We start from the raw sequence: 22,533 nt of genomic DNA on the forward strand, positions 1-22,533 counted from the left end.
AGAAAAAACTCAGGCGGTCGAACGACCGCCTGGAGATGTTCACTTACGCCTGGTGGCCGTTGATGTAATCAATGGCAGCCTGAACGGTGGTGATTTTCTCAGCTTCTTCGTCCGGAATCTCAGTATCAAACTCTTCTTCCAGAGCCATTACCAGCTCAACGGTGTCAAGAGAATCCGCGCCCAGGTCTTCAACGAAAGAAGCATTGTTGGTAACTTCTTCCTGCTTAACGCCCAGCTGTTCGCCGATAATTTTCTTAACGCGTTCTTCGATAGTGCTCATACTCTTAAATTTCCTATCAAAACTCGCTTTCGCGATGGTTTTCGTAGTGTATAAAATGTTGAAAAATTTGCAACTAAATCCCGGCAGGTCTTACCACGATTTTACGTTATTTTGAGGCCATACCCCCCAACAACGCAAATCATTTTGCACTTATTATTACTCATAACCACGCAGACTGCGCGCAACATGAGCATTTTGTGCAAATCGCGGTCAGACCATGTACATCCCGCCGTTCACATGCAAAGTTTCACCCGTGATGTAAGCTGCTTCGTCGGATGCCAGGAATGCAACCGCGTTGGCGATTTCCTGTGCGCCGCCGAGGCGACCCGCAGGAACCTGCGCCAGGATACCCGCACGCTGGTCATCGCTCAGCGCACGTGTCATGTCCGTTTCAATAAAGCCCGGAGCAACAACGTTTACAGTAATACCGCGTGACGCAACTTCGCGCGCCAGTGATTTACTGAAGCCGATCAAACCCGCTTTCGCCGCAGCGTAGTTGGCCTGACCGCCATTTCCCATGGTACCAACCACAGAACCGATAGTGATAATACGACCATGACGCTTTTTCATCATAGCGCGCATTACCGCTTTTGACAGACGGAAAACAGATGAAAGGTTGGTTTCGATAATATCGTTCCACTCATCATCTTTCATTCGCATTAACAGGTTATCACGAGTGATACCGGCATTATTGACCAGGATATCGACTTCACCAAATTCTGCGCGAATTTTTTCCAGAACAGATTCGATAGATGCCGGGTCGGTCACATTCAACATCAGACCTTTACCGTTGGCGCCTAAATAATCACTGATCGCCTGAGCGCCGCTTTCACTGGTCGCAGTACCGATAACTTTCGCGCCACGAGCCGCGAGCGTTTCAGCGATTGCACGGCCAATCCCGCGGCTAGCACCGGTTACCAGTGCGATTTTTCCTTCAAAATTCATGTTGTTCCTCTTTTAAAGCTCGAGCGCCGCTGCCATCGCTGAAGGTTCGTTCAGCGCCGAGGCGGTCAGGGTGTCGACAATACGTTTCGTCAGGCCAGTAAGCACTTTGCCCGGTCCCACTTCATAAAGATGCTCAACGCCTTGCGCTGCCATATATTCAACGGATTTCGTCCACTGAACAGGGTTATACAGCTGACGTACCAGTGCATCACGAATGGCATCGCCATCGGTTTCGCACTTGACATCAACGTTATTCACAACCGGAACGGTCGGCGCGTTAAAGGTGATTTTCGCTAATTCAACCGCCAGTTTGTCGGCAGCGGGTTTCATCAGCGTACAATGAGAAGGTACGCTCACCGGCAACGGCAGCGCACGTTTTGCGCCCGCAGCTTTACAGGCAGCGCCAGCGCGTTCAACCGCTTCTTTGTGACCGGCGATAACCACCTGGCCCGGAGAGTTGAAGTTTACCGGAGAAACGACCTGACCTTCTGCTGCATCTTCACAAGCTTTCGCAATAGACGCATCATCCAGACCGATGATTGCCGCCATTGCGCCAGTCCCTTCCGGCACAGCTTCCTGCATAAACTTGCCGCGCATCTCAACCAGACGCACCGCATCAGCAAAATCAATCACACCAGCGCAAACCAGCGCGGAGTATTCACCCAAGCTGTGACCGGCCATCATCGCCGGTGCTTTACCGCCCTGCTGCTGCCATACACGGTACAGTGCAACAGAGGCAGTTAACAGTGCTGGCTGAGTTTGCCAGGTTTTATTCAGTTCTTCGGCTGGCCCCTGCTGGGTCAGCGCCCACAGGTCATAGCCCAGCGCCGCAGAAGCTTCAGCAAAGGTTTCTTCGACAATTGGATAGCTCGCCGCCATATCAGCCAGCATGCCAACGGTTTGAGAACCCTGACCAGGGAACACAAATGCAAATTGCGTCATGTTTAAATCCTTATCCTAGAAACGAACCAGCGCGGAGCCCCAGGTGAATCCACCGCCAAAGGCTTCAAGCAGAACCAACTGCCCCGGCTTAATACGCCCGTCGCGTACGGCTTCATCCAGCGCGCACGGTACAGAAGCGGCAGAGGTATTACCATGGCGGTCCAACGTCACGACGACATTGTCCATTGACATGCCGAGTTTTTTCGCCGTTGCGCTGATAATACGCAGGTTCGCCTGATGTGGAACCAGCCAGTCCAGTTGGGAACGGTCAAGATTATTTGCTTCCAGCGTCTCATCAACGATGTGCGCCAGCTCCGTTACCGCAACCTTGAAGACTTCGTTGCCCGCCATGGTCAGATGAATTGAATTCTCTGGATTCACGCGGTCGGCGTTTGGCAGCGTCAGCAATTCACCATAACTACCGTCGGCATGCAGATGGGTAGATATGATTCCCGGCTCTTCAGAGGCAGCCAACACCGCAGCGCCCGCGCCATCGCCAAAAATGATAATGGTCCCGCGATCGGTGGGATCGCAGGTGCGCGCCAGTACATCGGAACCGACGACCAGAGCATACTTCACCGCGCCAGATTTCACGTATTGATCGGCCACGCTCAATGCATAGGTGAAACCTGCGCAGGCTGCGGCAACGTCAAACGCCGGGCAGCCTTTGATGCCCAGCATGCTTTGGATCTGACATGCTGCGCTCGGGAAGGCGTGGGTGGCAGAAGTCGTTGCCACAACAATCAGGCCAATCTGGTCTTTATCGATGCCTGCCATTTCAATTGCACGCGTTGCCGCTTCAAAACCCATGGTTGAAACGGTTTCGTTTGGCGCAGCAATATGGCGTTCGCGAATACCGGTACGAGTAACAATCCACTCGTCAGAAGTATCCACCATTTTTTCCAGATCGGCGTTTGTCCGCACTTGTTCGGGCAGATAGCTGCCTGTACCAATAATCTTCGTATACATGTACGCTCAGTCACTTTTCGGTTATATACCGTCACTTGCAAACTGCGAGTTCGCTGGCAGCGCCCTGCTACCGCAGAGTTCCGCTTTTGCCATCGTCCAGCAGCTCAAAACCAGCTGGGTATACAGATTTCAGGCGAGCGGCAATTCGCTGAGGAACTTGTCGCTGCACCGCCTGCACTGCCTGTTCAATCGCGACCGCAAAAGCTCGCTGATTGGCCGCACCATGACTTTTTATCACCGTGCCGCGCAATCCTAACAGACAGGCGCCGTTATACTGGTCGGGGTTGAGGTGACTGAATCGCCTCGTCAGGCTCTTTTGTAGCCAACGCTTTAATAACAGTAGCCACCACGACCGTTTTTTTCCTTCACCCTGAGATTTCAGCAGAGAAAGGAACATCCTGACAACACCTTCCATCGTCTTTAATGTGACATTTCCTGTAAAGCCGTCACAGACCAGCACATCTGTCTTGCCAGTTAATAACTCATTGGCTTCAAGATAGCCGATGTAATTGATAGAAGGGATTGTTTTCAGCACAGCTGAGGCATCCTGAATGCTGTCAAGACCCTTCACTTCTTCTTCACCAATATTGAGCAACGCCACGCGAGGATTGGGAATTTCCACCACCTCTTCAGCCAAAACAGAGCCCATAATGGCGAATTGCACCAACATTGTGCTATCACAATCGACGTTGGCCCCTAAATCAAGGACCACCGTTTTGCCCTTTTGTTGATGCGGCAGCACCGTCACCAACGCCGGACGCTCAATCCCCTCAAGGGGCTTGAGTAATAATTTTGCCAGTCCCATCAACGCTCCGGTATTACCAGCGCTGACGCAGGCTTGTGCTCTACCTTCTTTAACCAACTCCAGCGCCACGCGCATTGAGCTACCACGACTGGCGCGAATAGCTTGCGAAGGCCGGGCATCACTGGCGATAACTGACTGCGCAGGGATAATCTGCAGACGCGAACGTTGTTCAAAGTCAGCTTTAGCAAGTAATGGCGTGATGGCGTCGGGATTACCGACTAAAAGAAGAGTGAGTTGCGAATTAGAATTCAGTGCCTGCAAAGCTGCAGGCACTGTCACGGAAGGACCGAAATCCCCTCCCATGACATCTAACGCCAGGGTTAGACGTGTCAAGGTATCGTCGCCGCCCGGTTTGGTCTTTCCCCAGTTGCCTGGGGAAAATCCTCACTAAGCTTCATCACGCAGACGCGTGATTACTTAGCGATGACCTTGCGGCCGCGGTAGTAACCGTCGGCAGTGATGTGGTGACGCAGGTGTTTTTCACCAGAAGTTTTGTCTACAGACAGGCTGGTGACTGCGGTCAGCGCGTCATGGGAACGACGCATGCCACGTTTGGAACGGGTTGGTTTATTCTGTTGTACGGCCATGGACCTTACTCCTCAATTACGGTTTATCCCCGATCCAACGGGGAGCACCAATTACTTACGCTTTAAGCTGGCTAATACGGCAAATGGGTTTGGCTTTTGCGCTTCTTCAGGCAGTTCACCAAAGACCATGTCCGCTTCGGACACTTCACAGTGTTCAGAATCATGCACCGGAACTACCGGCAAGGCGAGGATGATTTCATCTTCAACCATTGCAAGCAGATCGATTTCACCGAATTCGTTAACCTCAATCGGTTCATACGCTTCCGGCAGTGCTTCAGCCTGTTCGTCTGAACGCACAGGACTAAAACAATACGTTGTGTAGACCTGATGAGTAAACGGCTTCCCGCAACGCTGACACTCGAGCGTTACCGTCACCTTCGCATCGCCGTTTAACACTGCGAGACGTTGGTTATCGATAGCGAACGACATGGAGCATTCCACATCACTGTCCACACTGACCACAGATTCGGCGACGCGCTCAACCTGATCAGGAGTATAAATACCCTGGTAATCAAGGCGTTTTTGAGCCGTACGAACCGGATCGAGAGTCAGGGGTAATTTTACCTTTTGCATAGGGCGCGCATATTAACTTTGTAACGTCATAGAGTCAAAGAAAAAGGCAGCCTGTGGTTGCCTTTTGCCAATAATTCGCACACATTGCGGGTTACTGCTTTATTTTCGTTCAGTGCTGACCACGAACATCAACCTGCAAAACGAAGCGCATAGTTTAAAATGGCTATCATCAATACGCTATATCTGATGGAAAAAAATATGCCTAAACTTATTTTAGCCTCCACATCGCCCTGGCGCCGCGTCCTACTGGAAAAACTGCAAATCTCTTTCGAATGTGCCGCGCCGGAGGTCGACGAAACTCCGCGCAGCGATGAATCACCGCGCCAGTTGGTGCTTCGACTGGCGCAGGAAAAAGCACAATCCCTGGCGTCACGTTATCCGGATCATTTAATTATTGGTTCTGATCAAGTGTGTGTACTGGACGGTGAAATCACTGGCAAACCGTTAACGGAAGAAAATGCACGTCTGCAATTACGTAAAGCCAGTGGCAATATTGTCACCTTCTATACCGGGCTTGCGCTGTTTAATTCGGCGAATGGGCATCTGCAAACAGAAGTTGAACCTTTTGACGTCCATTTCCGTCACCTGAGCGAGGCGGAGATTGATAATTACGTGCGTAAAGAGCATCCCCTGCACTGCGCAGGCAGCTTTAAGAGTGAAGGGTTTGGTATTACGCTGTTTGAGCGCTTAGAGGGGCGTGACCCTAACACGCTGGTTGGTTTGCCGCTTATCGCGCTCTGTCAGATGTTGCGCCGGGAAGGGCAAAACCCGCTGATGGGATAATTTTATGGGCCGGACGCGTTTACGCCGCATCCGGCAATTGGTGCTGACTGCCTGATGCGGCGTAAACGCCTTATCAGGCCAACCGTCTACTAGCAGGTTTATATGCTCGCATTAACGCGTGTTACGCAGTTTCTGCAAACAACGCTTCAAACCATCATCCATTGGCGCTTCGATACGCATCACCTCACCGGTCCCCGGATGGGTAAACTTCAGCGCCGCCGCATGCAGGAACAAGCGAGTTAACCCCGTTCCCGCTTCAGTCAGTTGTTTATCGAATTCACGGTCGCCGTAACGATCGTCAAACGCTATAGGATGACCGGCATACTGAGTATGCACACGGATCTGATGAGTACGTCCGGTAACCGGGCTACAACGCACCAGAGTGGCAAACGCATAGCGTTCCTCCACTTTAAAACGCGTTTCGGATGGTTTACCTTCCTGGCTCACACGTACAATACGCTCACCGCTTTGCAAAATATTCTTCAGCAACGGCGCTTGTACACTCTTCACGTGTGACTGCCACTGACCACGCACCAGCGCCAGGTAATCTTTCTGCATGCCTTTTTCACGTAACTGCTCATGCAGCGAACGTAACGCCGAGCGTTTTTTCGCCACCAGCAGCACGCCTGAAGTGTCCCTGTCGAGTCGATGCACCAATTCGAGGAACCGCGCTTCAGGGCGCAACGCCCGCAAACCTTCAATAACGCCGAAACTTAAACCACTGCCGCCATGTACCGCCGTGCCGGACGGTTTATTCAGCACCAGAATATGATCATCTTCATATAAGATGACATCCGCCAGCGCCGCCACTTTTTGCAGATGTGGCGACACCGCATCTTCTTCCCGTTCGGCAACGCGAACTGGCGGAATACGCACTTCGTCGCCAGCTTCGAGTTTATATTCAGGTTTAATACGTTTTTTGTTCACCCGTACTTCACCTTTACGCAAAATACGGTAGATCATACTTTTTGGTACGCCTTTCAGTTGGGTACGCAAAAAATTATCGATACGTTGCCCTGCTTCGTCAGCAGTGATAGCAACGATTTTTACGGATGGAGTCTCTGTTTTCATGGTGGGCGATTCTAAATAGCCAGCAGGATTCGCGCCACTCATTTTTCTATGCTTATATTTAGTTTTGCACCTTATTACTTCGCAGGGTGATCACCTAATTGGTGGTTATTAAACCAATCGCCAGCAAGAAGTGAAAAAACTGTGAGTAAGTGGGTGATAAATGGTAAAAGTCATCTTGCTATAACAAGGCTTGCAATGGAATAATGAGAACGTTTCCGTGTCCAACCTTGTTAAAACAAGAAATTTTACGGAATAACCCATTTTGCCCGACCGATCATCAACGCAGCAATGGCGTAAGACGTATTGATCTTTCAGGCAGTTAGCGGGCTGCGGGTTGCAGTCCTTACCGGTAGATGGAAATATTTCTGGAGAGTAATACCCAGTCTGTTTCTCTGATAATTGCGCTGTTTTTCCGCATGAAAAACGGGCAACCGACACTCTGCGCCTCTTTGAGCTGACGATAACCGTGAGGTTGGCGACGCGACTAGACACGAGGCCATCGGTTCACACCCGGCAAGGCGTTACTTTGCCCGCAGCTTAGTCGTCAATGTAAGAATAATGAGTAAGTTACGATGAAAAGAATGTTAATTAACGCAACTCAGCAGGAAGAGTTGCGCGTTGCCCTTGTAGATGGGCAGCGTCTGTATGACCTGGATATCGAAAGCCCGGGGCATGAGCAGAAAAAAGCTAACATCTACAAAGGTAAAATCACCCGCATTGAACCGAGTCTGGAAGCTGCTTTTGTTGATTACGGCGCTGAACGTCACGGTTTCCTCCCTCTAAAAGAAATTGCCCGCGAATATTTCCCAGCTAACTACAGTGCTCATGGTCGCCCCAACATTAAAGATGTGTTGCGTGAAGGCCAGGAAGTTATTGTTCAGATTGATAAAGAAGAGCGCGGCAACAAAGGCGCGGCATTAACTACCTTTATCAGCCTGGCGGGTAGCTATCTGGTTCTGATGCCGAACAACCCGCGCGCGGGTGGCATTTCTCGCCGTATCGAAGGCGACGACCGTACCGAATTAAAAGAAGCACTGGCAAGCCTGGAACTGCCGGAAGGCATGGGGCTTATCGTGCGCACCGCAGGCGTCGGTAAATCTGCTGAGGCGCTGCAATGGGATTTAAGCTTCCGTCTGAAGCACTGGGAAGCCATCAAAAAAGCGGCTGAAAGTCGCCCTGCTCCGTTCCTGATTCACCAGGAGAGCAACGTAATCGTTCGCGCATTCCGCGATTACTTGCGCCAGGACATCGGCGAAATTCTTATCGATAATCCGAAAGTGCTCGAACTGGCACGTCAGCATATCGCTGCATTAGGTCGCCCGGATTTCAGTAGCAAAATCAAACTGTACACTGGTGAAATTCCGCTGTTCAGCCACTACCAGATTGAATCGCAGATTGAGTCCGCCTTCCAGCGTGAAGTCCGTCTGCCGTCTGGTGGCTCTATTGTTATCGACAGCACCGAAGCGTTAACCGCCATCGACATCAACTCCGCACGTGCAACTCGCGGCGGCGATATCGAAGAAACTGCGTTTAACACCAACCTGGAAGCTGCTGATGAAATTGCTCGTCAGCTGCGTTTGCGTGACCTCGGTGGTCTGATTGTTATCGACTTCATCGACATGACGCCAGTACGCCACCAGCGTGCGGTAGAAAACCGTCTGCGCGAAGCGGTGCGTCAGGACCGTGCTCGTATTCAAATCAGCCATATTTCTCGCTTCGGCCTTCTGGAGATGTCCCGTCAGCGCCTGAGCCCGTCGCTGGGTGAATCCAGTCATCACGTTTGTCCGCGTTGTTCTGGTACTGGCACCGTGCGTGACAATGAATCCCTGTCACTCTCTATTTTGCGTCTGATTGAAGAAGAAGCGCTGAAAGAGAACACTCAGGAAGTTCACGCCATTGTTCCTGTACCAATCGCTTCTTACCTGCTGAACGAAAAACGTTCTGCGGTAAATGCCATTGAAACTCGTCAGGACGGCGTGCGCTGTGTGATTGTACCAAACGATCAGATGGAAACTCCGCACTACCACGTGCTGCGCGTGCGTAAAGGGGAAGAAACGCCGACCTTAAGCTACATGCTGCCGAAACTGCATGAAGAAGCGATGGCGTTGCCGTCTGAAGAAGAGTTCGCGGAACGTAAGCGTCCTGAACAACCTGCACTGGCAACCTTTGCTATGCCAGATGTGCCACCAGCGCCAGCTCCGGCTGAACCTGTAGCGCCTGCAGCAGCCCCGGCACCTAAAGCGGCACCAGCAACGCCTGCAGCTCCGGCACAACCGGGTCTGTTGAGCCGCCTTTTCAGTGTACTGAAATCGCTGTTCAGTGGCGGTGAAGAAACCAAATCGGTCGAGCAACCTGCACCAAAAGAGGAAGCGAAACCGGAACGTCAACAGGATCGCCGTAAGCCTCGTCAGAACAACCGCCGTGACCGTAATGAACGCCGCGACACGCGTAGCGAACGTACGGAGGGTAGCGATAATCGCGAAGAAAACCGTCGTAATCGTCGCCAGGCGCAGCAGCAAACGGCTGAGACGCGTGATAGCCGTCAGCAGGCTGATGTAACGGAAAAAGCGCGTACCACTGACGAACAGCAAGCGCCGCGTCGTGAGCGTAGCCGCCGCCGTAACGATGATAAACGTCAGGCGCAACAAGAAGTGAAGGCGCTGAATGTTGAAGAGCAATCTGTTCAGGAAACCGAACAGGAAGAACGTGTACGTCCGGTTCAGCCGCGTCGTAAACAACGTCAGCTGAATCAGAAAGTGCGCTATGAACAAAGCGTTGCAGAAGAAGTGGTAGCCGCACCGGTGGTTGAAGAAACTGTCGCTGCCGAGCCTGTTACTCAGGAAGCACAAGCCCCGAGCACTGAACTGGTGAAAGTACCGCTGCCAGTCGTAGCGCAAACTGCGCCGGAACAGCAAGAAGAGAACAACGCCGATAACCGTGACAACGGTGGCATGCCGCGTCGTTCTCGCCGTTCGCCTCGTCACCTGCGCGTGAGTGGTCAGCGTCGTCGTCGCTATCGTGACGAGCGTTATCCGTCCCAGTCACCGATGCCGTTAACCGTAGCGTGCGCATCTCCGGAACTGGCCTCTGGCAAAGTATGGATCCGTTATCCGGTTGTACGTCCGCAAGATGTACAGGTTGAGGAGCAACGCGAACAGGAAGAAGTGCAGGTGCAGCCGATGGTGACAGAAGTCCCTGTTGCTGCCTCTGTCGAACCGGTTGTTGCTGCGCCGGTTGTTGAAGAGGTGGCTGAAGTTGTAGAAACACCTGTTCAGGTTGCAGAACCGCAACCAGAAGTTGTTGAAACAACGCATCCTGAAGTGATTACCGCAGCGGTAACAGAACAGCCTCAGGTGATTGCCGAGGCCGATGTTGCCGTAGCGCAGGACGTTGCAGAGCACGCAGAACCGGTAGTTGAACCGCAGGAAGAGACGGCAGACATTGAAGAAGTTGCCGAAACTGCCGAGGTTGTGGTTGCCGAACCTGAAGTTGTCGCTCAACCTGCCGCCCCGGTCGTCGCTGAAGTCGCAGCAGAGGTTGAAACGGTAGCTCCTGTTGTATCCGAGGTAATCGTTGAACATAACCACGCCACTGCGCCGATGACACGCGCTCCGGCACCGGAATATGTTCCGGAAGCACCGCGTCACAGTGACTGGCAGCGCCCAAGCTTTGCCTTTGAAGGTAAAGGTGCGGCAGGTGGTCATGCAGCAACACATCATGCATCTGCTGGCCCTGCGCGTCCGCAACCTGTTGAGTAAAACTTAACTCAAAGTGATCAAGCCCTGGCAACCGCCGGGGCTTTTTATTTCAGGGGCAGTGCCTTTGCTGTAATGACATTAGCGTTACATATGTTGTATAATTATTATCCATATAAAGCTGAAGGATTTTTTTATGCCAGCCGCCAACAACATTCCAGCCAGGCGCGAATCTTTAAATCTGCGCATAAAACCCGCAGAACGCGATCTTATCGACCGGGCCGCTAAAGCCCGAGGAAAAAATCGCACCGAATTTGTCCTTGAGGCCGCCAGAGCCGCCGCTGAAGAGGCGCTCATTGAGCAGCGAATTTTCAGGATGGATTCTGATGATTATCAGCTATTTTTGAATCGGCTGGATCAGCCACCCGCGCCCAATTCTGCATTACGCAAAACCATGCAAACACCCGCGCCGTGGGAACAGAAAAAATGATTCAGGCCCCCGAACCACTCCAGGCAAAGCATCAATTCACCTCTTTTTGCTCGGGGGTAGAAACGATGGATAACTGGCTAAAGCAGAGGGCCCTAAAAAATCAGCTTGCAGGTGCATCACGTACATTTGTTGGCTGTGATACTCATAGCAACGTTTTGGCTTATTATTCGCTTGCCTCAAGCGCCGTCGAAATGCATGTCGCAACAGGACGATTTCGCCGTAATATGCCAGAACCGATCCCTGTTGTAGTACTTGGTCGTTTGGCAATAGATAAATCATTACAGGGTCAGGGTATCGGTCGCGCGATGGTCAGAGATGCCGGTCTACGAGTACTACAGGCAGCTGAAGTCATTGGTATTCGCGGAATGTTGGTCCATGCGTTATCAGACCAGGCCCGCGAGTTTTATCTGCGAGTGGGTTTTGAGCCGTCACCTGTCGATTCTATGATACTGATGGCAACATTGGCTGATTTGCAGGCATGTCAGTAATAGTTCTTTATGCCTCATAGCAAAAAAATGCCCGCCCCGGCGATCCCAGAGCAGGCAGACAAAACATACCCAGTTTCATGATATGTTTTAAAGCGAGCTTATTTGTTGAGTTGGAAGAGCGACAATCCCTGCATATCGGTAAATGCTTTATACGATGCCTGCAATGCCGTTTGCTGCATGATGTAAGAGGAAATAGTTGCATTCCAGTCCACATCAACCAGATCACTCATCTGCTGCGTTTGCCCTAAAGCGCGATCGCTACCTAATGAATCCAGCGACTCCAGTTCATTCAGTTGCGTGCCGAGTTCGGCGCGTACGGTCAGGACATTATTCAGTGAGTTTTTCAGGCCACGGTTGGTTTTATCCAATGCCGCAGCGGCAGTTTCTTTATCCGCTTCGCTATCCGCGACTGGCGTTTTTAGCGCCGCGATGGCGCTATCCAGCATAGCAAACAGGTTAGTTTCAGAACCGCTACCGTCAGGTTCCGCTACCGCATTGCTGGTGATACTATTGAAAATTTTGTCACCGGTATGCCCTATCACCATTGAGCGAGAGGCATCGACCTGCTGCTTAATACTTTCTGTTCCGCCGACATAATCACCGTCAGCCTCACTAAACGGCGCGGATTCTGTTTTATAACCGGCAAAAATGTAACGCCCGTTCCCATCCGTGGTATTCGCCAGATTTAACAACTGGTCGCGGATCCCCTGAATATCCGTTGCCAACGATGCCCGGTCATCATCACTTAACGTGCCGTTGCTGGCATAAACAATTTTTTCCTGGGCATTCTGGATTGCAGTCGTCACCTGGCCAAGCACGCTTTCTTCCAGCGACACCTTTTGGGTCGCGAAAGTCCGCGCCAGTGTGTACTGGCTGTTTTGCGCCTGCGCCTGGGAGAGAACCACGGCTTGTGATGCTGCAATGGGATCGTCAGAAGGGTTAACGACTCGCTTACCCGTCGACATCTGTTCGCCGTACTTCATCCATTCCGCCTGAGAATTGGTGATACCGCGCATATTTTGCTGGTACATCATCTGGGTACTGAAACGCATCTTATCTCCCCTTAGCGAATGTTAATCAGCGCATCAAAAATGGCATTCGCCGTCTGCAGAACCTGGGCATTGGCCAGATAATACTGCTGAAAACGTTGCAGATTGCCGTACTCTTCGTCGAGATTGACGCCAGAGATAGACTGCTGCTGATTAGAAAGTTGCGTCACCACATTACTTTGAGTAGTGCTGCTGGTTTTCAACGTAGCGGTTTTATTCCCGATATCGCTAACCAACGAGGCATAGGCATCGTTAAAGGATTTCCCCCCGCCGACCGTTTTGCCATTAGTTTGCAAATCCAGCAGCGCCTGACCATTGCGGTTGTCGCTTTCACCAGCCGTTTCATCGCTGGCCATGGCGATTTTCGCTTCGTCAGTGATTAATACGTCCATATTGACGATGGCATCGCTTACCGGTTTCAAGGTGAAGCTGTCGTTTGGTTTTGGCGTTCCGGTGAAGGTCAGTTCCAGACCATCAAATGAGACTTTACCGTCGGCATCCGGCACCACCGTAAAAGTGGTATTGCTGGCCAGACGGGTGACCTGCCACTGATTATCTTTGAACGAGATTTTGTAATCTGTCGCCAGCACAGCGGAACTATCGGTTACCGTAGCACCGATCGCGGAGCTACCTTTGTTTTTGCTATTTTCCAGAACAGCGGGCTTACCAATAGCAAAGAAATCCTCCCCTTCTTTACCATTGGCATCATACCCCTTGTTATGTTGGGCATTGAAAGCCTCAGCAAATGCCAGCGCCAGTTGCCCGAGCGTATTGCGCGTCTGGTCCAGGTCCTGAGAACGAAATGTCAGAATGCCGCCCAGCGACCCCGTATTCAGCAATTTCTCTGGGATCTCAATATTTTCCGCCGTCCCATCAACATAAGCGACTGCCGTACGAGAAGGATCGGCACTGGATGGGACTGCTGCAAGCTGACGTGCCGAACTGCCTTGAACCAGCGAGTAACCATTGGCCATGGTGATATTGTAAGTACCGCCATCCTGAACACTGACCTCAACACCAACGATCTGGTTTAATTCACTCACCAGTTGATCGCGTTGATCAAGGAGATCGTTGGGTGAAGCCCCCGCTCCCACGCCTGTTAAACGGGAGATCTGATCGTTCAGGCTGGCGATTTGTTTGGCATAATTATTGATCTGGTCGACGCTGGCACCTATCGCGATATTGACCTGTTTGTCCTGGTCGCGCAGATACTGGTCGGTGGTTTTAAACTGATTTACCAGACCTTCCGCCTTGCCAATCAGCGCCTGCCGCGCAGCCGGATCCTCTGCGTTACTGACCAGCGTTTGCAAACTGGTAAAGAAGTCCTGCATTTGCGTTGCCAGCGACGTGGTGCTGCCAGAGAGCATATTGTCGATTTTCGACATTTGCTCATAACGGGAAGTCAGGCCACTACTCTGGGTCTGGGCCGCACGTAACTGATTGGTAATAAACGCATCGTATTCACGTTGCACGCCAGAAACATAAACGCCATTGCCTCCCCAACCGCCCGCACCTAAGGTACTGTTAGCCTGCGCCATAATGGTGGTTTGTCGGGTATATCCGGCAACGTTATAGCTGGAAATATTATTACTCGCCGTATTTAACGCCGCCTGGGCAGCGTTAAGTCCGCTCATGGCGTTATTAATCAAGCTGGACATGGAGGTTCCTTATAAGCCTTCAATTACCAAGCATTATCGGCAGACACCCGCCGGACTTGAATTATTCAGAACAGATTATCGATACTCATACTGTAGGTTTTGCTCACCTTGTCGCTTACCGATTTCAATTGCTGAATCATATTGGTGAGTTTGCGGGCATATTCAGGATCGGTGGCATAACCTGCATCCTGTAATGCCTGCGCCCCCAACTCGGCGCTGGCAGCGCGAGTCACGGCGGCGTAGCGTGGATTACGGGTTAACAGCCCAACGTAATCTGACAATGCTTCGAAATAAGAACTGTAAACACGAAACTTCGCCTTAACTTTCTTCGCTTCGCCGTTTTCATATTCGGTAGTAGTGATTTCAGTAACAGGCCCTTTCCAGTTACCTGACGCTTTTACGCCAAACACGTTGTAGCTCGGCTCGCCATTTTCGCGACGAATTTGTCGTTGTCCCCATCCTGATTCCAGTGCAGCCTGGGCGAGAATCAGGTGATGTGGCACACCGCTTTGCTGACTTGCCAATTGAGCTGGCTGCGAGAGCTGTGCAAGGAACGCTTTGCTGTCACCAGGCAACAAAGCATCGAAATTGTGCGGTAAAGCTTTTTGCACCATCTGCTTGAGTGCTTTATTTTGAAAACTCATCACCGTTTCAAGTGGGAATTTCATCGGTCCGGCAGGCATTTCTTCTGCTGGCAATGGCTGCTCTGGCGCCATCTGTTTTACCATCATCTCCGCAAGTCCCAGACCTTTGCCTGCTGTCATCTGTTGGGCTATCTGCTGGTCATACATGCTGGTGTAGAGCCGGGTATTCTCGCTGCTGAACAGGCCATCTTTCGGTAAGGCTTCACGCATGCTTTTTAGCATCATCTGCACAAACATCCCTTCCACCTGGCGAGCTACCGGGCGAATATTTGCAGCTGGATCTTCGCCCGCTTTCGCTTTCAGATCGTTAAGTGATTGAGCATCCCAGGCGGCGCTCGCCAGCAGCTTGCTGTCGCTAATCATCAGATGATTTCCAGTTTTGCCCGCAGACATCCCGCGCTTTGCATAGATTGCAGTATGGACATTAAATCCATCGGGGTGGCTCCCAAGGCGTTGAGCGCGCGCACCACGTTATTGAGGCTGGCGCTGGAACGCACGCTTTGCAGCGAACCGCCGCTCTGGCGTAAGTCGATCTGCGTTTGTGGCGTTACCACGGTCTGTCCGCCGCCAAACGGTGTATCTGGTTGGCTGACATTGGCCTGACGATTTACCGTAACCGAGAGATTGCCCTGCGCCACCGCGCAGCTGTCGAGGGTCACTTCACGATTCATCACCACCGAACCAGTGCGCGAGTTAATCACGACTTTGGCGTCCTGCGGGGTGACATTGACCTGCATATTCTGGATATCGGCAAGGAAACGCACCTGGGAACTATTACCGCTCGGCACGCGAACCTGAATAGTTCGGGCATCTAACGCCGTGGCACTGCCGAATCCTCGGGTGCGGTTTATGGTATCGGCGATCTGCTGCGCCATCGCGAAGTCTTCGTCATTTAGCTGCAAATTGAGGGTATTGCCAGTGCCGAATTGGCTGGGCAATTCGCGCTCAATAATCGCACCGTTGGTGATCCGCCCGCCATTCAGTTGGTTAACCTGAACGCTGCTACCTCCCGCTGATGCCCCCGCGCCACCGACCAGAATATTGCCCTGCGCCAGCGCATAAACCTGGCTGTCGACGCCCTTAAGCGGTGTCATCAACAACGTACCGCCACGTAAGCTTTTGGCATTACCCATGGAAGAAACCACCACATCGATGGTTTGCCCCTGGCGTCCAAACGGCGGAAGTGACGCCGTCACCATTACCGCAGCGACGTTTTTTAGCTGCATATTGGTGCCAGTCGGAACGGTAATTCCCAACTGTGAGAGCATGTTATTAAGCGTTTGAGTGGTAAACGGCGTCTGGGTCGTCTGGTCGCCCGTACCGTCAAGGCCAACAACAAGGCCATAACCAATCAGCGAGTTTTGCCGTACGCCCTGTACGCTGGTGAGATCGCGAATGCGGTCAGCCTGTGCAACGGTCGCCACCAGCAGAAGAATGAATACAGAGAGAAATTTAATCACCACAGCCTCACTTACATTGGAGACAGGTTAAGGAAGAAACGCTGTAACCAGCCCATGTTTTGTGCTTCGTTAATGTAGCCATTGCCAACGTACTCAATGCGCGCGTCTGCCACCTGGGTTGACGGTACAGTGTTGCTGCCACTGATGGTGCGTGGATTGACCACGCCGGAGAAACGAATAAATTCCGTACCCTGATTAATGGCGATCTGTTTTTCGCCCACCACATGCAGGTTGCCGTTGACCAGCACCTGATCAACCGTCACGGTCAAGGTGCCGCTAAAGGTATTGCTGGCATTTGCCCCGCCTTTGCCATTGAAGCTATTACCGCCAGAGGCATCAACGTCGGCACGGGCATTACCAAACAGCCCCTGCAAATAGCGCGGTACAGTATCAAACCCGAAGTTGGTTTTTCCGTCGCGGCTGGCATTAGCAGACGAACTCTTGCTGGCGCTGACATTTTCCTGCAACACAATAGTCAGCGTATCGCCGATATTGCGTGGTCGGCGATCTTCAAATAACGGCTGATAGCCATAATTAATCGGCTGGGCAGACTGAAAAATGGAACCATTGGCGACGGGCGTCGGGCCGGGTACAGGTTGTGCCGTGGTCACCCCCTGCACCAGCGGGGTAGACGGGATCCAGGCGCAGCCGGTCAGTGAAAGCACCAACAAGGTGGAAATGCCGTATTTTTTTCGCATGGCTATCATCTTCAAAAATCAATAAACCGGTAAGTTGCCCTACCGGTATGCTTTAGAGTTGCGTCAGTTTTTGCAGCATCTGGTCGGTGGTGGATACCGCTTTACTGTTGATTTCGTAGGCGCGCTGTACCTGAATCATGTTGACCAGTTCCTCCGCCACGTTGACGTTAGACGTTTCAACATATCCTTGATACAACAGCCCAGCGCCGTTCAGACCTGGCGTGCTTTCGTTCGGTGCGCCGGAGGATTGTGTTTCGGTGTAGAGGTTTTCGCCAATGCTCTCCAGGCCAGTGTCGTTCATAAACGTGGTCAGATTGAGTTGTCCAACCTGAACCGAAGCAGCCTGGCCTTGCTGGGTAACGCTGACCACGCCATCACGACCAATGGTAATACTTAACGCATTCGCCGGAATGGTGATTGCTGGCTGCACCTGAAAACCGCCCGCCGTCACCAGTTGCCCGTTCTGATCCACCTGAAAAGAGCCGTCGCGGGTATACGCTGATGAGCCATCCGGCAGCATGACCTGGAAAAAGCCCTGCCCTTTAATCGCCACATCTTTGCTGTTATTGGTTTGCGACAGGTTGCCCTGGCTGTGTAAGCGTTCAGTGGCGACCGGACGCACCCCCGTACCGATTTGTAACCCGGATGGCAAGGTAGTTTGTTCGGAAGACTGTGCGCCAGGCTGGCGAATGGTTTGATAAAGTAAATCTTCAAACACCGCCCGCTGGCGCTTGAAACCATTGGTACTGACGTTTGCCAGGTTGTTGGCAATGACGTCCATATTGGTTTGCTGGGCGTCAAGGCCCGTTTTGGCGATCCATAATGAACTGATCATAAAATGTCCTGTAGTGGATTGCTGACAAATCGCATATGTCTTCTTGCCGGATGCGGCGTAAACGCTTTATCCGGCCTACAAGAGCTCGCAAAATCAATAAATTGCGATTTATCCCGTAGGCCCGATAAGCTTGCGCTTCGGGCAACTTATGCTTGTCATTTATCCTTTCAATTAACTCATCGACAGCAGTTGGTTGGCGCGACCAGCGTTATCATCGACGCTGCTTATTACCTTCATCTGCATTTCAAAACGCCGCGCACTGGCAATCATGTCGCTCATTGCCGAAATGGCATTGACGTTGCTACCTTCCAGCACGCCCGACATCACCCGTAACGTTGGGTCAGCCTGTAACACCGGACCACGCGAGGCCTGACTTTCCGCACTCAAACGAAAGATCCCGTCATCACCACGCTGCACTTCACTGCCCATGGCTTTCACCAGTTTCAACCGTCCTACTGGCGCAATGATATTTGCCGGATCGCCCGGATTGAGCGCCGAAATGGTGCCATCGGCGGCGATAGTAATTTCCGCCCCTTCCGGCACGGCAATCGGCCCCGCCTCGCCAATCACCGGATACCCCTGAATCGTCAGTTGTCCACCGGGATCAACCTGAATGCTGCCATTACGCGTATACCCTTCGCTGCCGTCAGCGGTTTGCACGGCCAGCCAGCCATCCTGCTGCAACGCAACATCCAGCGGGCGCGAGGTGTAATCCATCTTGCCGGACGTCATATCTGCGCCTGGCGTAGAGGCCGTCACCAGAGTGCGTGTGGGCAGAGAAAGCCCTTCCACCGGCACTGCGCGCAAGGCGTTTAACTGCGCGCGAAAACCGGGCGTGGAGGCATTCGCAAGATTGCTGGCAGTCACCGCCTGTTGATTCAGCGTCTGGCTGGCGGCGCCCATCGCGGTATAGATTGCGTGATCCATCGAGCTATCCCGTCAGCAATTAGCGTAAGTTAACCAGCGTGTTGAGGATCTGGTCCTGAGTTTTGATGGTCTGGGCGTTAGACTGATAGTTACGCTGGGCGACAATCATATTGACCAGTTCTTTGCTGAGATCGACGTTGGACGCTTCCAGGGCGCCGTTGGTCAGTGCGCCAAAATTGCCGGTCCCGGCGGTTCCCAGCAGCGCGACACCAGAAGATTGCGTTGCAGACCAGACGTTGTCCCCCTCTGATGCCAGCCCTTCGTTGTTGGCAAAGTTGGCCAGCACAATCTGCCCCAGCAATTGGGTTTGTTCGTTCGAATAGTTCCCGACTACCGTGCCGTCATCGTTGATTTGATAACTCACCAGATCGCCCGGTTTGTAACCGTTCTGGGTGGTTGCCACAATATTGTTAGCGCCGGTGTTTTGCTGCATAGAGTTGAGGAAGCTGAGAGAGAATGTTGCAGGTTCCGCGCCGTTAATCGCGCCAGTGGTAATATCCTTTGTTGGATCCGACGTCAGAACACCATTGGCATCAAATTCCAGTGTTGTCGCTATCGTTGCAATGCTGTTTGGAGCACTACTATCCTGGGTGTAGAGATCCCAGGTATTATCTTGCGTCTTCACAAAGTAGACGCTCATGTCATGGGCATTACCCTGACTGTCATACACCGTTACCGAACCTTTTTTGTTATAGCTATCGGCATCACTGGCGCTGAATGGCGTAACGGTAGGAAGCGTATCACTGGAGTTAAGGTTAATCTGCATAGACGCCGTGGTCGTGGACTTCGCCGCCATCAAGGTATTTGGAATCGAAATACTGCCTGGATTCGCCCCTTGCTGGATGGTCGGAGGCGTACCGGTTGCCGGATACCCGGTCAACTGTAAACCTTGCATATTCACAAGATTACGGTTTTCATCCAGTTTGAATTGCCCGTTACGGCTGTAAAACACCGAACCGTTACTGTCTACCAGACGGAAAAAACCGTTCTGGCTGATAGCGACGTCCAGGCCACGGCCAGTATTTGTGGTCGTGCCATCGGTAAAATCCTGAGTGATGCCAGCAACTTTTACCCCCAGTCCCACTTTCGAACCAGCAAACATATCAGCAAAAGAAGCCGTGCCGGATTTAAAGCCATAGGTGGCGGAGTTGGCGATATTGTTGCCAATGACATCGAGATTGGTGGCGGCAGCGTTTAATCCGCTAACCGCTTGAGAAAAGGCCATGACTGACTCCTGAAATGTGAAGGCTTAAATTATCTGCCGTACTTCGTCGAGGGTGGTGGTGCCGTAAGTGCCGAGATCCAGCGTGTTACCGTTATTGCCGCGAATCACGCCCTGTACCAGCGCAAACTGCAATGGCTGGGCAACCAACTGCGTACCGCCGTTGCTGGCACTAATTGCCACGTTATAAGAACCGTTCGGCGCGGTCGTACCATCAGTCAACGTGCCGTCCCAGGTGAAACTGTGGACTCCGGCGCTGAGCTCACCAATATCAATGGTGCGCACAACTGCGCCATTTTTATCGGTTATGGTTGCGGTCACTTTGTCTGCGGCCTGTTGCAGTTCAACACCAAACGGCGTGGTGGTGGTCACCGCCCCTTCTTCACTGCCAGTACCGGCAAGAATGGTGGTGCCGGGGATCATCACGCCGTGACCAATCAGGTTGCTGGCCTGTAGCGACTGGCTGTTATCAATCTGCCCGGAAATCGAACCGAGTGTGGTGTTGAGCTTTTCAATCCCGCTGACCGTGCTGATTTGCGCCAGTTGTGACGTCAGCTCGTTGTTTTCCATTGGATTGGTCGGATCCTGGTTTTTCAGTTGCGCCACCAGCAACGTCAGAAAGCTGCTCTGTAAATCGGCGGCGTTACTGCCCGTAATCGAACTACTGCTGGTAGTGCTGACGCCGGTATTTGTCGGATCGGTGGTGGTTACCGCAATGGACATGACTTTCTCCTTTATTGACCGAGCGTGAGGGTTTTCAGCATCATGCTTTTCACCGTATTGAGTACTTCAACGTTGGCCTGATAGCTGCGCGACGCCGACATGGTGTTAACCATCTCGCCTACCACATCGACGTTTGGCATTTTCACGTAGCCCTTCGCGTCCGCCAGCGGATTACCCGGTTCATAGACCAGTTTGTCCGGGGCCTGGCTTTCAATCACGTCAGCCACTTTGACTCCGCCCGTCGCTGCCCCTGGCGCGGCGTTCACCTGGAACACCACCTGTTTTGCCCGATACGGCTGGCCATCTGGCCCCGTCACGCTGTCGGCGTTGGCCAGGTTGCTGGCAGCCACGTTCAGACGCTGAGACTGAGCGGTTAACGCCGATCCGGCGATATCAAAAATATTCAGCAGTGCCATCCGTTAATTTCCGCTTTGTAATACGTTCATCATGCCTTTGATTTGTCCGCTCAACGCGCTAAGGCTCATCTGGTATTGCAGGCTGTTATCGGCAAACTGGGTGCGTTCGCGATCCATATCCACGGTATTGCCGTCCAGTGAAGGCTGGTCCGGAATACGGTATTGCAATTCTGTGGCAGGAGGTGACAACGCCTGTGCTGGAATATGCTGCGACGAGGTCAACGTCAGCGCGACCACGCTGGTTTCATCTCTCCCGCGCTGCATCACTTTTTTAAGTTCACTGGCAAAATCCATATCGCGCGCCTGATAACCAGGGGTATCGGCATTGGCGATATTTGCCGCCAGCACTTCCTGACGCTGGGCGCGCAGATTGAGTGCCTCTTGTTGAAAACGTAAGGCGGCGTCGAGCTTATCGAGCATATCTCCTCCGCAGATATCAAAATTCTGCCGTCAGCTTAAAGACTTTACGCGCGCGTTATCGGCGGAATAAAAGCAAAATGGGTTGCTATTTATGCCGTTGATGGTCATTGCGTACGGGTACAATTCAGGCTGTGAAAATGGCCGGGGGCAAAAATGCTGACAATAATGCGCTGTGTGGCGATCATCACGATGTTGTTCAGTCCACTTAGTGCGGCTGGCGATTTCCCCTCACAATTGCAAACCTATTTCGTTGCACAACTGGCAGGGCTAAGTGATGAGGTCCACGTTTCTATTCGTACTGCACCCAATTTATTGCCGCCATGCGAACAGCCGCTGCTTTCCATGACTAATAACGCCCGCCTGTGGGGCAATGTGAATGTGCTGGCACGTTGTGGCAACGATAAGCATTACGTGCAAGTGAATGTACAGGCGACAGGGAATTATGTTGTTGCAGCAATGCCAGTTGTGCGTGGGGGAAAGCTTGACGCAGGCAGTGTAAAACTTAAACGCGGTAGACTGGATACACTACCGCCGCGTACCGTGCTGGATGCTAATCAACTGGTTGATGCGGTTAGCCTGCGCGATTTGGTCCCCGAACAACCTATACAGCTGACTATGCTGCGTCAGGCCTGGCGGGTAAAAGCAGGACAACGCGTTAACGTGATTGCCAGTGGCGATGGGTTCAGTGCAAATGCTGAAGGTCTGGCGCTGAATAACGCTTCCGTCGCGCAAAAAGCCCGCGTGAGAATGATATCGGGTCAGGTAGTCAGTGGCGTAGTGGATGCCGATGGGAATATTCTTATAAACCTGTAAGCTATTAAAGATTGCCCGTCCATTGCCGATAAATAAGCAA

The 22,533-nt window shown here is 52.2% G+C and carries 24 protein-coding genes; 5 read left to right on the forward strand and 19 right to left on the reverse strand.

The window, feature by feature from the left end; genetic code table 11:
- Positions 1 to 43 precede the first annotated feature (43 nt).
- The 7 genes from acpP to yceD all read right to left on the reverse strand — a co-directional run bounded on the left by acpP (position 44) and on the right by yceD (position 5,101).
- Positions 44 to 280, reverse strand: coding sequence for an acyl carrier protein (gene acpP, locus FEK42_RS18295; protein WP_000103754.1), 237 nt, complete (start codon positions 278 to 280; stop codon positions 44 to 46).
- A 210-nt stretch (positions 281 to 490) separates the two neighbouring features.
- On the reverse strand, positions 491 to 1,225 hold the full coding sequence (gene fabG / locus FEK42_RS18300; RefSeq protein WP_001008542.1) for a 3-oxoacyl-ACP reductase FabG: 735 nt from the start codon (positions 1,223 to 1,225) through the stop codon (positions 491 to 493).
- Positions 1,226 to 1,237: 12 nt separating this feature from the next.
- On the reverse strand, positions 1,238 to 2,167 hold the full coding sequence (fabD, locus tag FEK42_RS18305; protein ID WP_135492212.1) for an ACP S-malonyltransferase: 930 nt from the start codon (positions 2,165 to 2,167) through the stop codon (positions 1,238 to 1,240).
- A 15-nt stretch (positions 2,168 to 2,182) separates the two neighbouring features.
- Complete coding sequence (gene fabH, locus FEK42_RS18310; RefSeq protein ID WP_130205541.1) at positions 2,183 to 3,136, reverse strand: beta-ketoacyl-ACP synthase III; 954 nt, start codon at positions 3,134 to 3,136, stop codon at positions 2,183 to 2,185.
- A gap of 67 nt (positions 3,137 to 3,203) precedes the next feature.
- Positions 3,204 to 4,274: a phosphate acyltransferase PlsX gene (gene plsX, locus FEK42_RS18315; protein ID WP_074399521.1), complete on the reverse strand. Its 1,071-nt coding sequence runs from the start codon at positions 4,272 to 4,274 to the stop codon at positions 3,204 to 3,206.
- An 80-nt stretch (positions 4,275 to 4,354) separates the two neighbouring features.
- A complete protein-coding gene (rpmF, locus tag FEK42_RS18320) occupies positions 4,355 to 4,528 on the reverse strand; it encodes a 50S ribosomal protein L32 (RefSeq protein WP_000290727.1) in 174 nt (57 codons plus the stop codon).
- 51 nt (positions 4,529 to 4,579) lie between these two features.
- On the reverse strand, positions 4,580 to 5,101 hold the full coding sequence (gene yceD, locus FEK42_RS18325; RefSeq protein WP_001174481.1) for a 23S rRNA accumulation protein YceD: 522 nt from the start codon (positions 5,099 to 5,101) through the stop codon (positions 4,580 to 4,582).
- Positions 5,102 to 5,299: 198 nt separating this feature from the next.
- Here yceD and yceF point away from each other — a divergent pair, with 198 nt between their 5' ends.
- Complete coding sequence (gene yceF / locus FEK42_RS18330; protein WP_064528833.1) at positions 5,300 to 5,884, forward strand: 7-methyl-GTP pyrophosphatase; 585 nt, start codon at positions 5,300 to 5,302, stop codon at positions 5,882 to 5,884.
- Positions 5,885 to 5,995: 111 nt separating this feature from the next.
- Here yceF and rluC read toward each other — a convergent pair whose 3' ends face one another.
- Entirely contained in the window at positions 5,996 to 6,955 is a 960-nt protein-coding gene (gene rluC, locus FEK42_RS18335; RefSeq protein WP_135492211.1) for a 23S rRNA pseudouridine(955/2504/2580) synthase RluC, read from the reverse strand.
- A gap of 572 nt (positions 6,956 to 7,527) precedes the next feature.
- On the opposite strand from rluC, the gene rne reads away from it, so the two are divergent.
- From rne to FEK42_RS18350, 3 genes are all read left to right on the forward strand, one after another.
- On the forward strand, positions 7,528 to 10,713 hold the full coding sequence (rne, locus tag FEK42_RS18340; protein WP_135492209.1) for a ribonuclease E: 3,186 nt from the start codon (positions 7,528 to 7,530) through the stop codon (positions 10,711 to 10,713).
- A gap of 133 nt (positions 10,714 to 10,846) precedes the next feature.
- Positions 10,847 to 11,140: a DUF1778 domain-containing protein gene (locus tag FEK42_RS18345; protein WP_130205535.1), complete on the forward strand. Its 294-nt coding sequence runs from the start codon at positions 10,847 to 10,849 to the stop codon at positions 11,138 to 11,140.
- Positions 11,137 to 11,628, forward strand: coding sequence for a GNAT family N-acetyltransferase (locus FEK42_RS18350; protein WP_135492207.1), 492 nt, complete (start codon positions 11,137 to 11,139; stop codon positions 11,626 to 11,628). Before FEK42_RS18345 ends, FEK42_RS18350 begins: the two co-directional genes overlap by 4 nt.
- A 98-nt stretch (positions 11,629 to 11,726) precedes the next feature.
- Here the strand turns inward: FEK42_RS18350 and flgL are convergent, their stop codons facing one another.
- From flgL to flgB, 11 genes are all read right to left on the reverse strand, one after another.
- The gene (flgL, locus tag FEK42_RS18355; RefSeq protein WP_135492205.1) at positions 11,727 to 12,680 is read right to left on the reverse strand and encodes a flagellar hook-associated protein FlgL; all 954 of its coding nucleotides are present in this window, start codon (positions 12,678 to 12,680) and stop codon (positions 11,727 to 11,729) included.
- An 11-nt stretch (positions 12,681 to 12,691) separates the two neighbouring features.
- A complete protein-coding gene (gene flgK, locus FEK42_RS18360; RefSeq protein WP_135409833.1) occupies positions 12,692 to 14,335 on the reverse strand; it encodes a flagellar hook-associated protein FlgK in 1,644 nt (547 codons plus the stop codon).
- 65 nt (positions 14,336 to 14,400) lie between these two features.
- Entirely contained in the window at positions 14,401 to 15,342 is a 942-nt protein-coding gene (gene flgJ / locus FEK42_RS18365; protein WP_135492203.1) for a flagellar assembly peptidoglycan hydrolase FlgJ, read from the reverse strand.
- Positions 15,342 to 16,439 carry a flagellar basal body P-ring protein FlgI gene (gene flgI, locus FEK42_RS18370; protein ID WP_130205525.1) on the reverse strand — a complete coding sequence of 366 codons (1,098 nt, stop codon included), beginning with the start codon at positions 16,437 to 16,439 and terminating at the stop codon, positions 15,342 to 15,344. The genes flgJ and flgI overlap by 1 nt, the downstream gene beginning before the upstream one ends.
- Positions 16,440 to 16,450: 11 nt before the next feature.
- A complete protein-coding gene (gene flgH, locus FEK42_RS18375; RefSeq protein ID WP_130222889.1) occupies positions 16,451 to 17,146 on the reverse strand; it encodes a flagellar basal body L-ring protein FlgH in 696 nt (231 codons plus the stop codon).
- A 43-nt stretch (positions 17,147 to 17,189) separates the two neighbouring features.
- On the reverse strand, positions 17,190 to 17,972 hold the full coding sequence (gene flgG, locus FEK42_RS18380; RefSeq protein ID WP_138211911.1) for a flagellar basal-body rod protein FlgG: 783 nt from the start codon (positions 17,970 to 17,972) through the stop codon (positions 17,190 to 17,192).
- Between the two features lie 171 nt (positions 17,973 to 18,143).
- On the reverse strand, positions 18,144 to 18,899 hold the full coding sequence (gene flgF / locus FEK42_RS18385; RefSeq protein WP_135492201.1) for a flagellar basal-body rod protein FlgF: 756 nt from the start codon (positions 18,897 to 18,899) through the stop codon (positions 18,144 to 18,146).
- A 19-nt stretch (positions 18,900 to 18,918) separates the two neighbouring features.
- Complete coding sequence (gene flgE, locus FEK42_RS18390; RefSeq protein WP_138211912.1) at positions 18,919 to 20,124, reverse strand: flagellar hook protein FlgE; 1,206 nt, start codon at positions 20,122 to 20,124, stop codon at positions 18,919 to 18,921.
- A gap of 24 nt (positions 20,125 to 20,148) precedes the next feature.
- Positions 20,149 to 20,844, reverse strand: a complete 696-nt coding sequence (gene flgD / locus FEK42_RS18395) for a flagellar hook assembly protein FlgD (RefSeq protein ID WP_064528545.1) — start codon at positions 20,842 to 20,844, stop codon at positions 20,149 to 20,151.
- 11 nt (positions 20,845 to 20,855) lie between these two features.
- On the reverse strand, positions 20,856 to 21,260 hold the full coding sequence (gene flgC / locus FEK42_RS18400; protein WP_001196460.1) for a flagellar basal body rod protein FlgC: 405 nt from the start codon (positions 21,258 to 21,260) through the stop codon (positions 20,856 to 20,858).
- A 3-nt stretch (positions 21,261 to 21,263) separates the two neighbouring features.
- The gene (gene flgB, locus FEK42_RS18405; RefSeq protein ID WP_130216143.1) at positions 21,264 to 21,680 is read right to left on the reverse strand and encodes a flagellar basal body rod protein FlgB; all 417 of its coding nucleotides are present in this window, start codon (positions 21,678 to 21,680) and stop codon (positions 21,264 to 21,266) included.
- Positions 21,681 to 21,833: 153 nt separating this feature from the next.
- Between flgB and flgA the strand changes: the two genes are divergently transcribed.
- On the forward strand, positions 21,834 to 22,493 hold the full coding sequence (gene flgA / locus FEK42_RS18410; protein ID WP_135492199.1) for a flagellar basal body P-ring formation chaperone FlgA: 660 nt from the start codon (positions 21,834 to 21,836) through the stop codon (positions 22,491 to 22,493).
- Positions 22,494 to 22,533 lie beyond the last annotated feature (40 nt).

This window comes from Escherichia sp. E2748 (genome assembly GCF_005781125.1).
Taxonomy (GTDB): domain Bacteria; phylum Pseudomonadota; class Gammaproteobacteria; order Enterobacterales; family Enterobacteriaceae; genus Escherichia.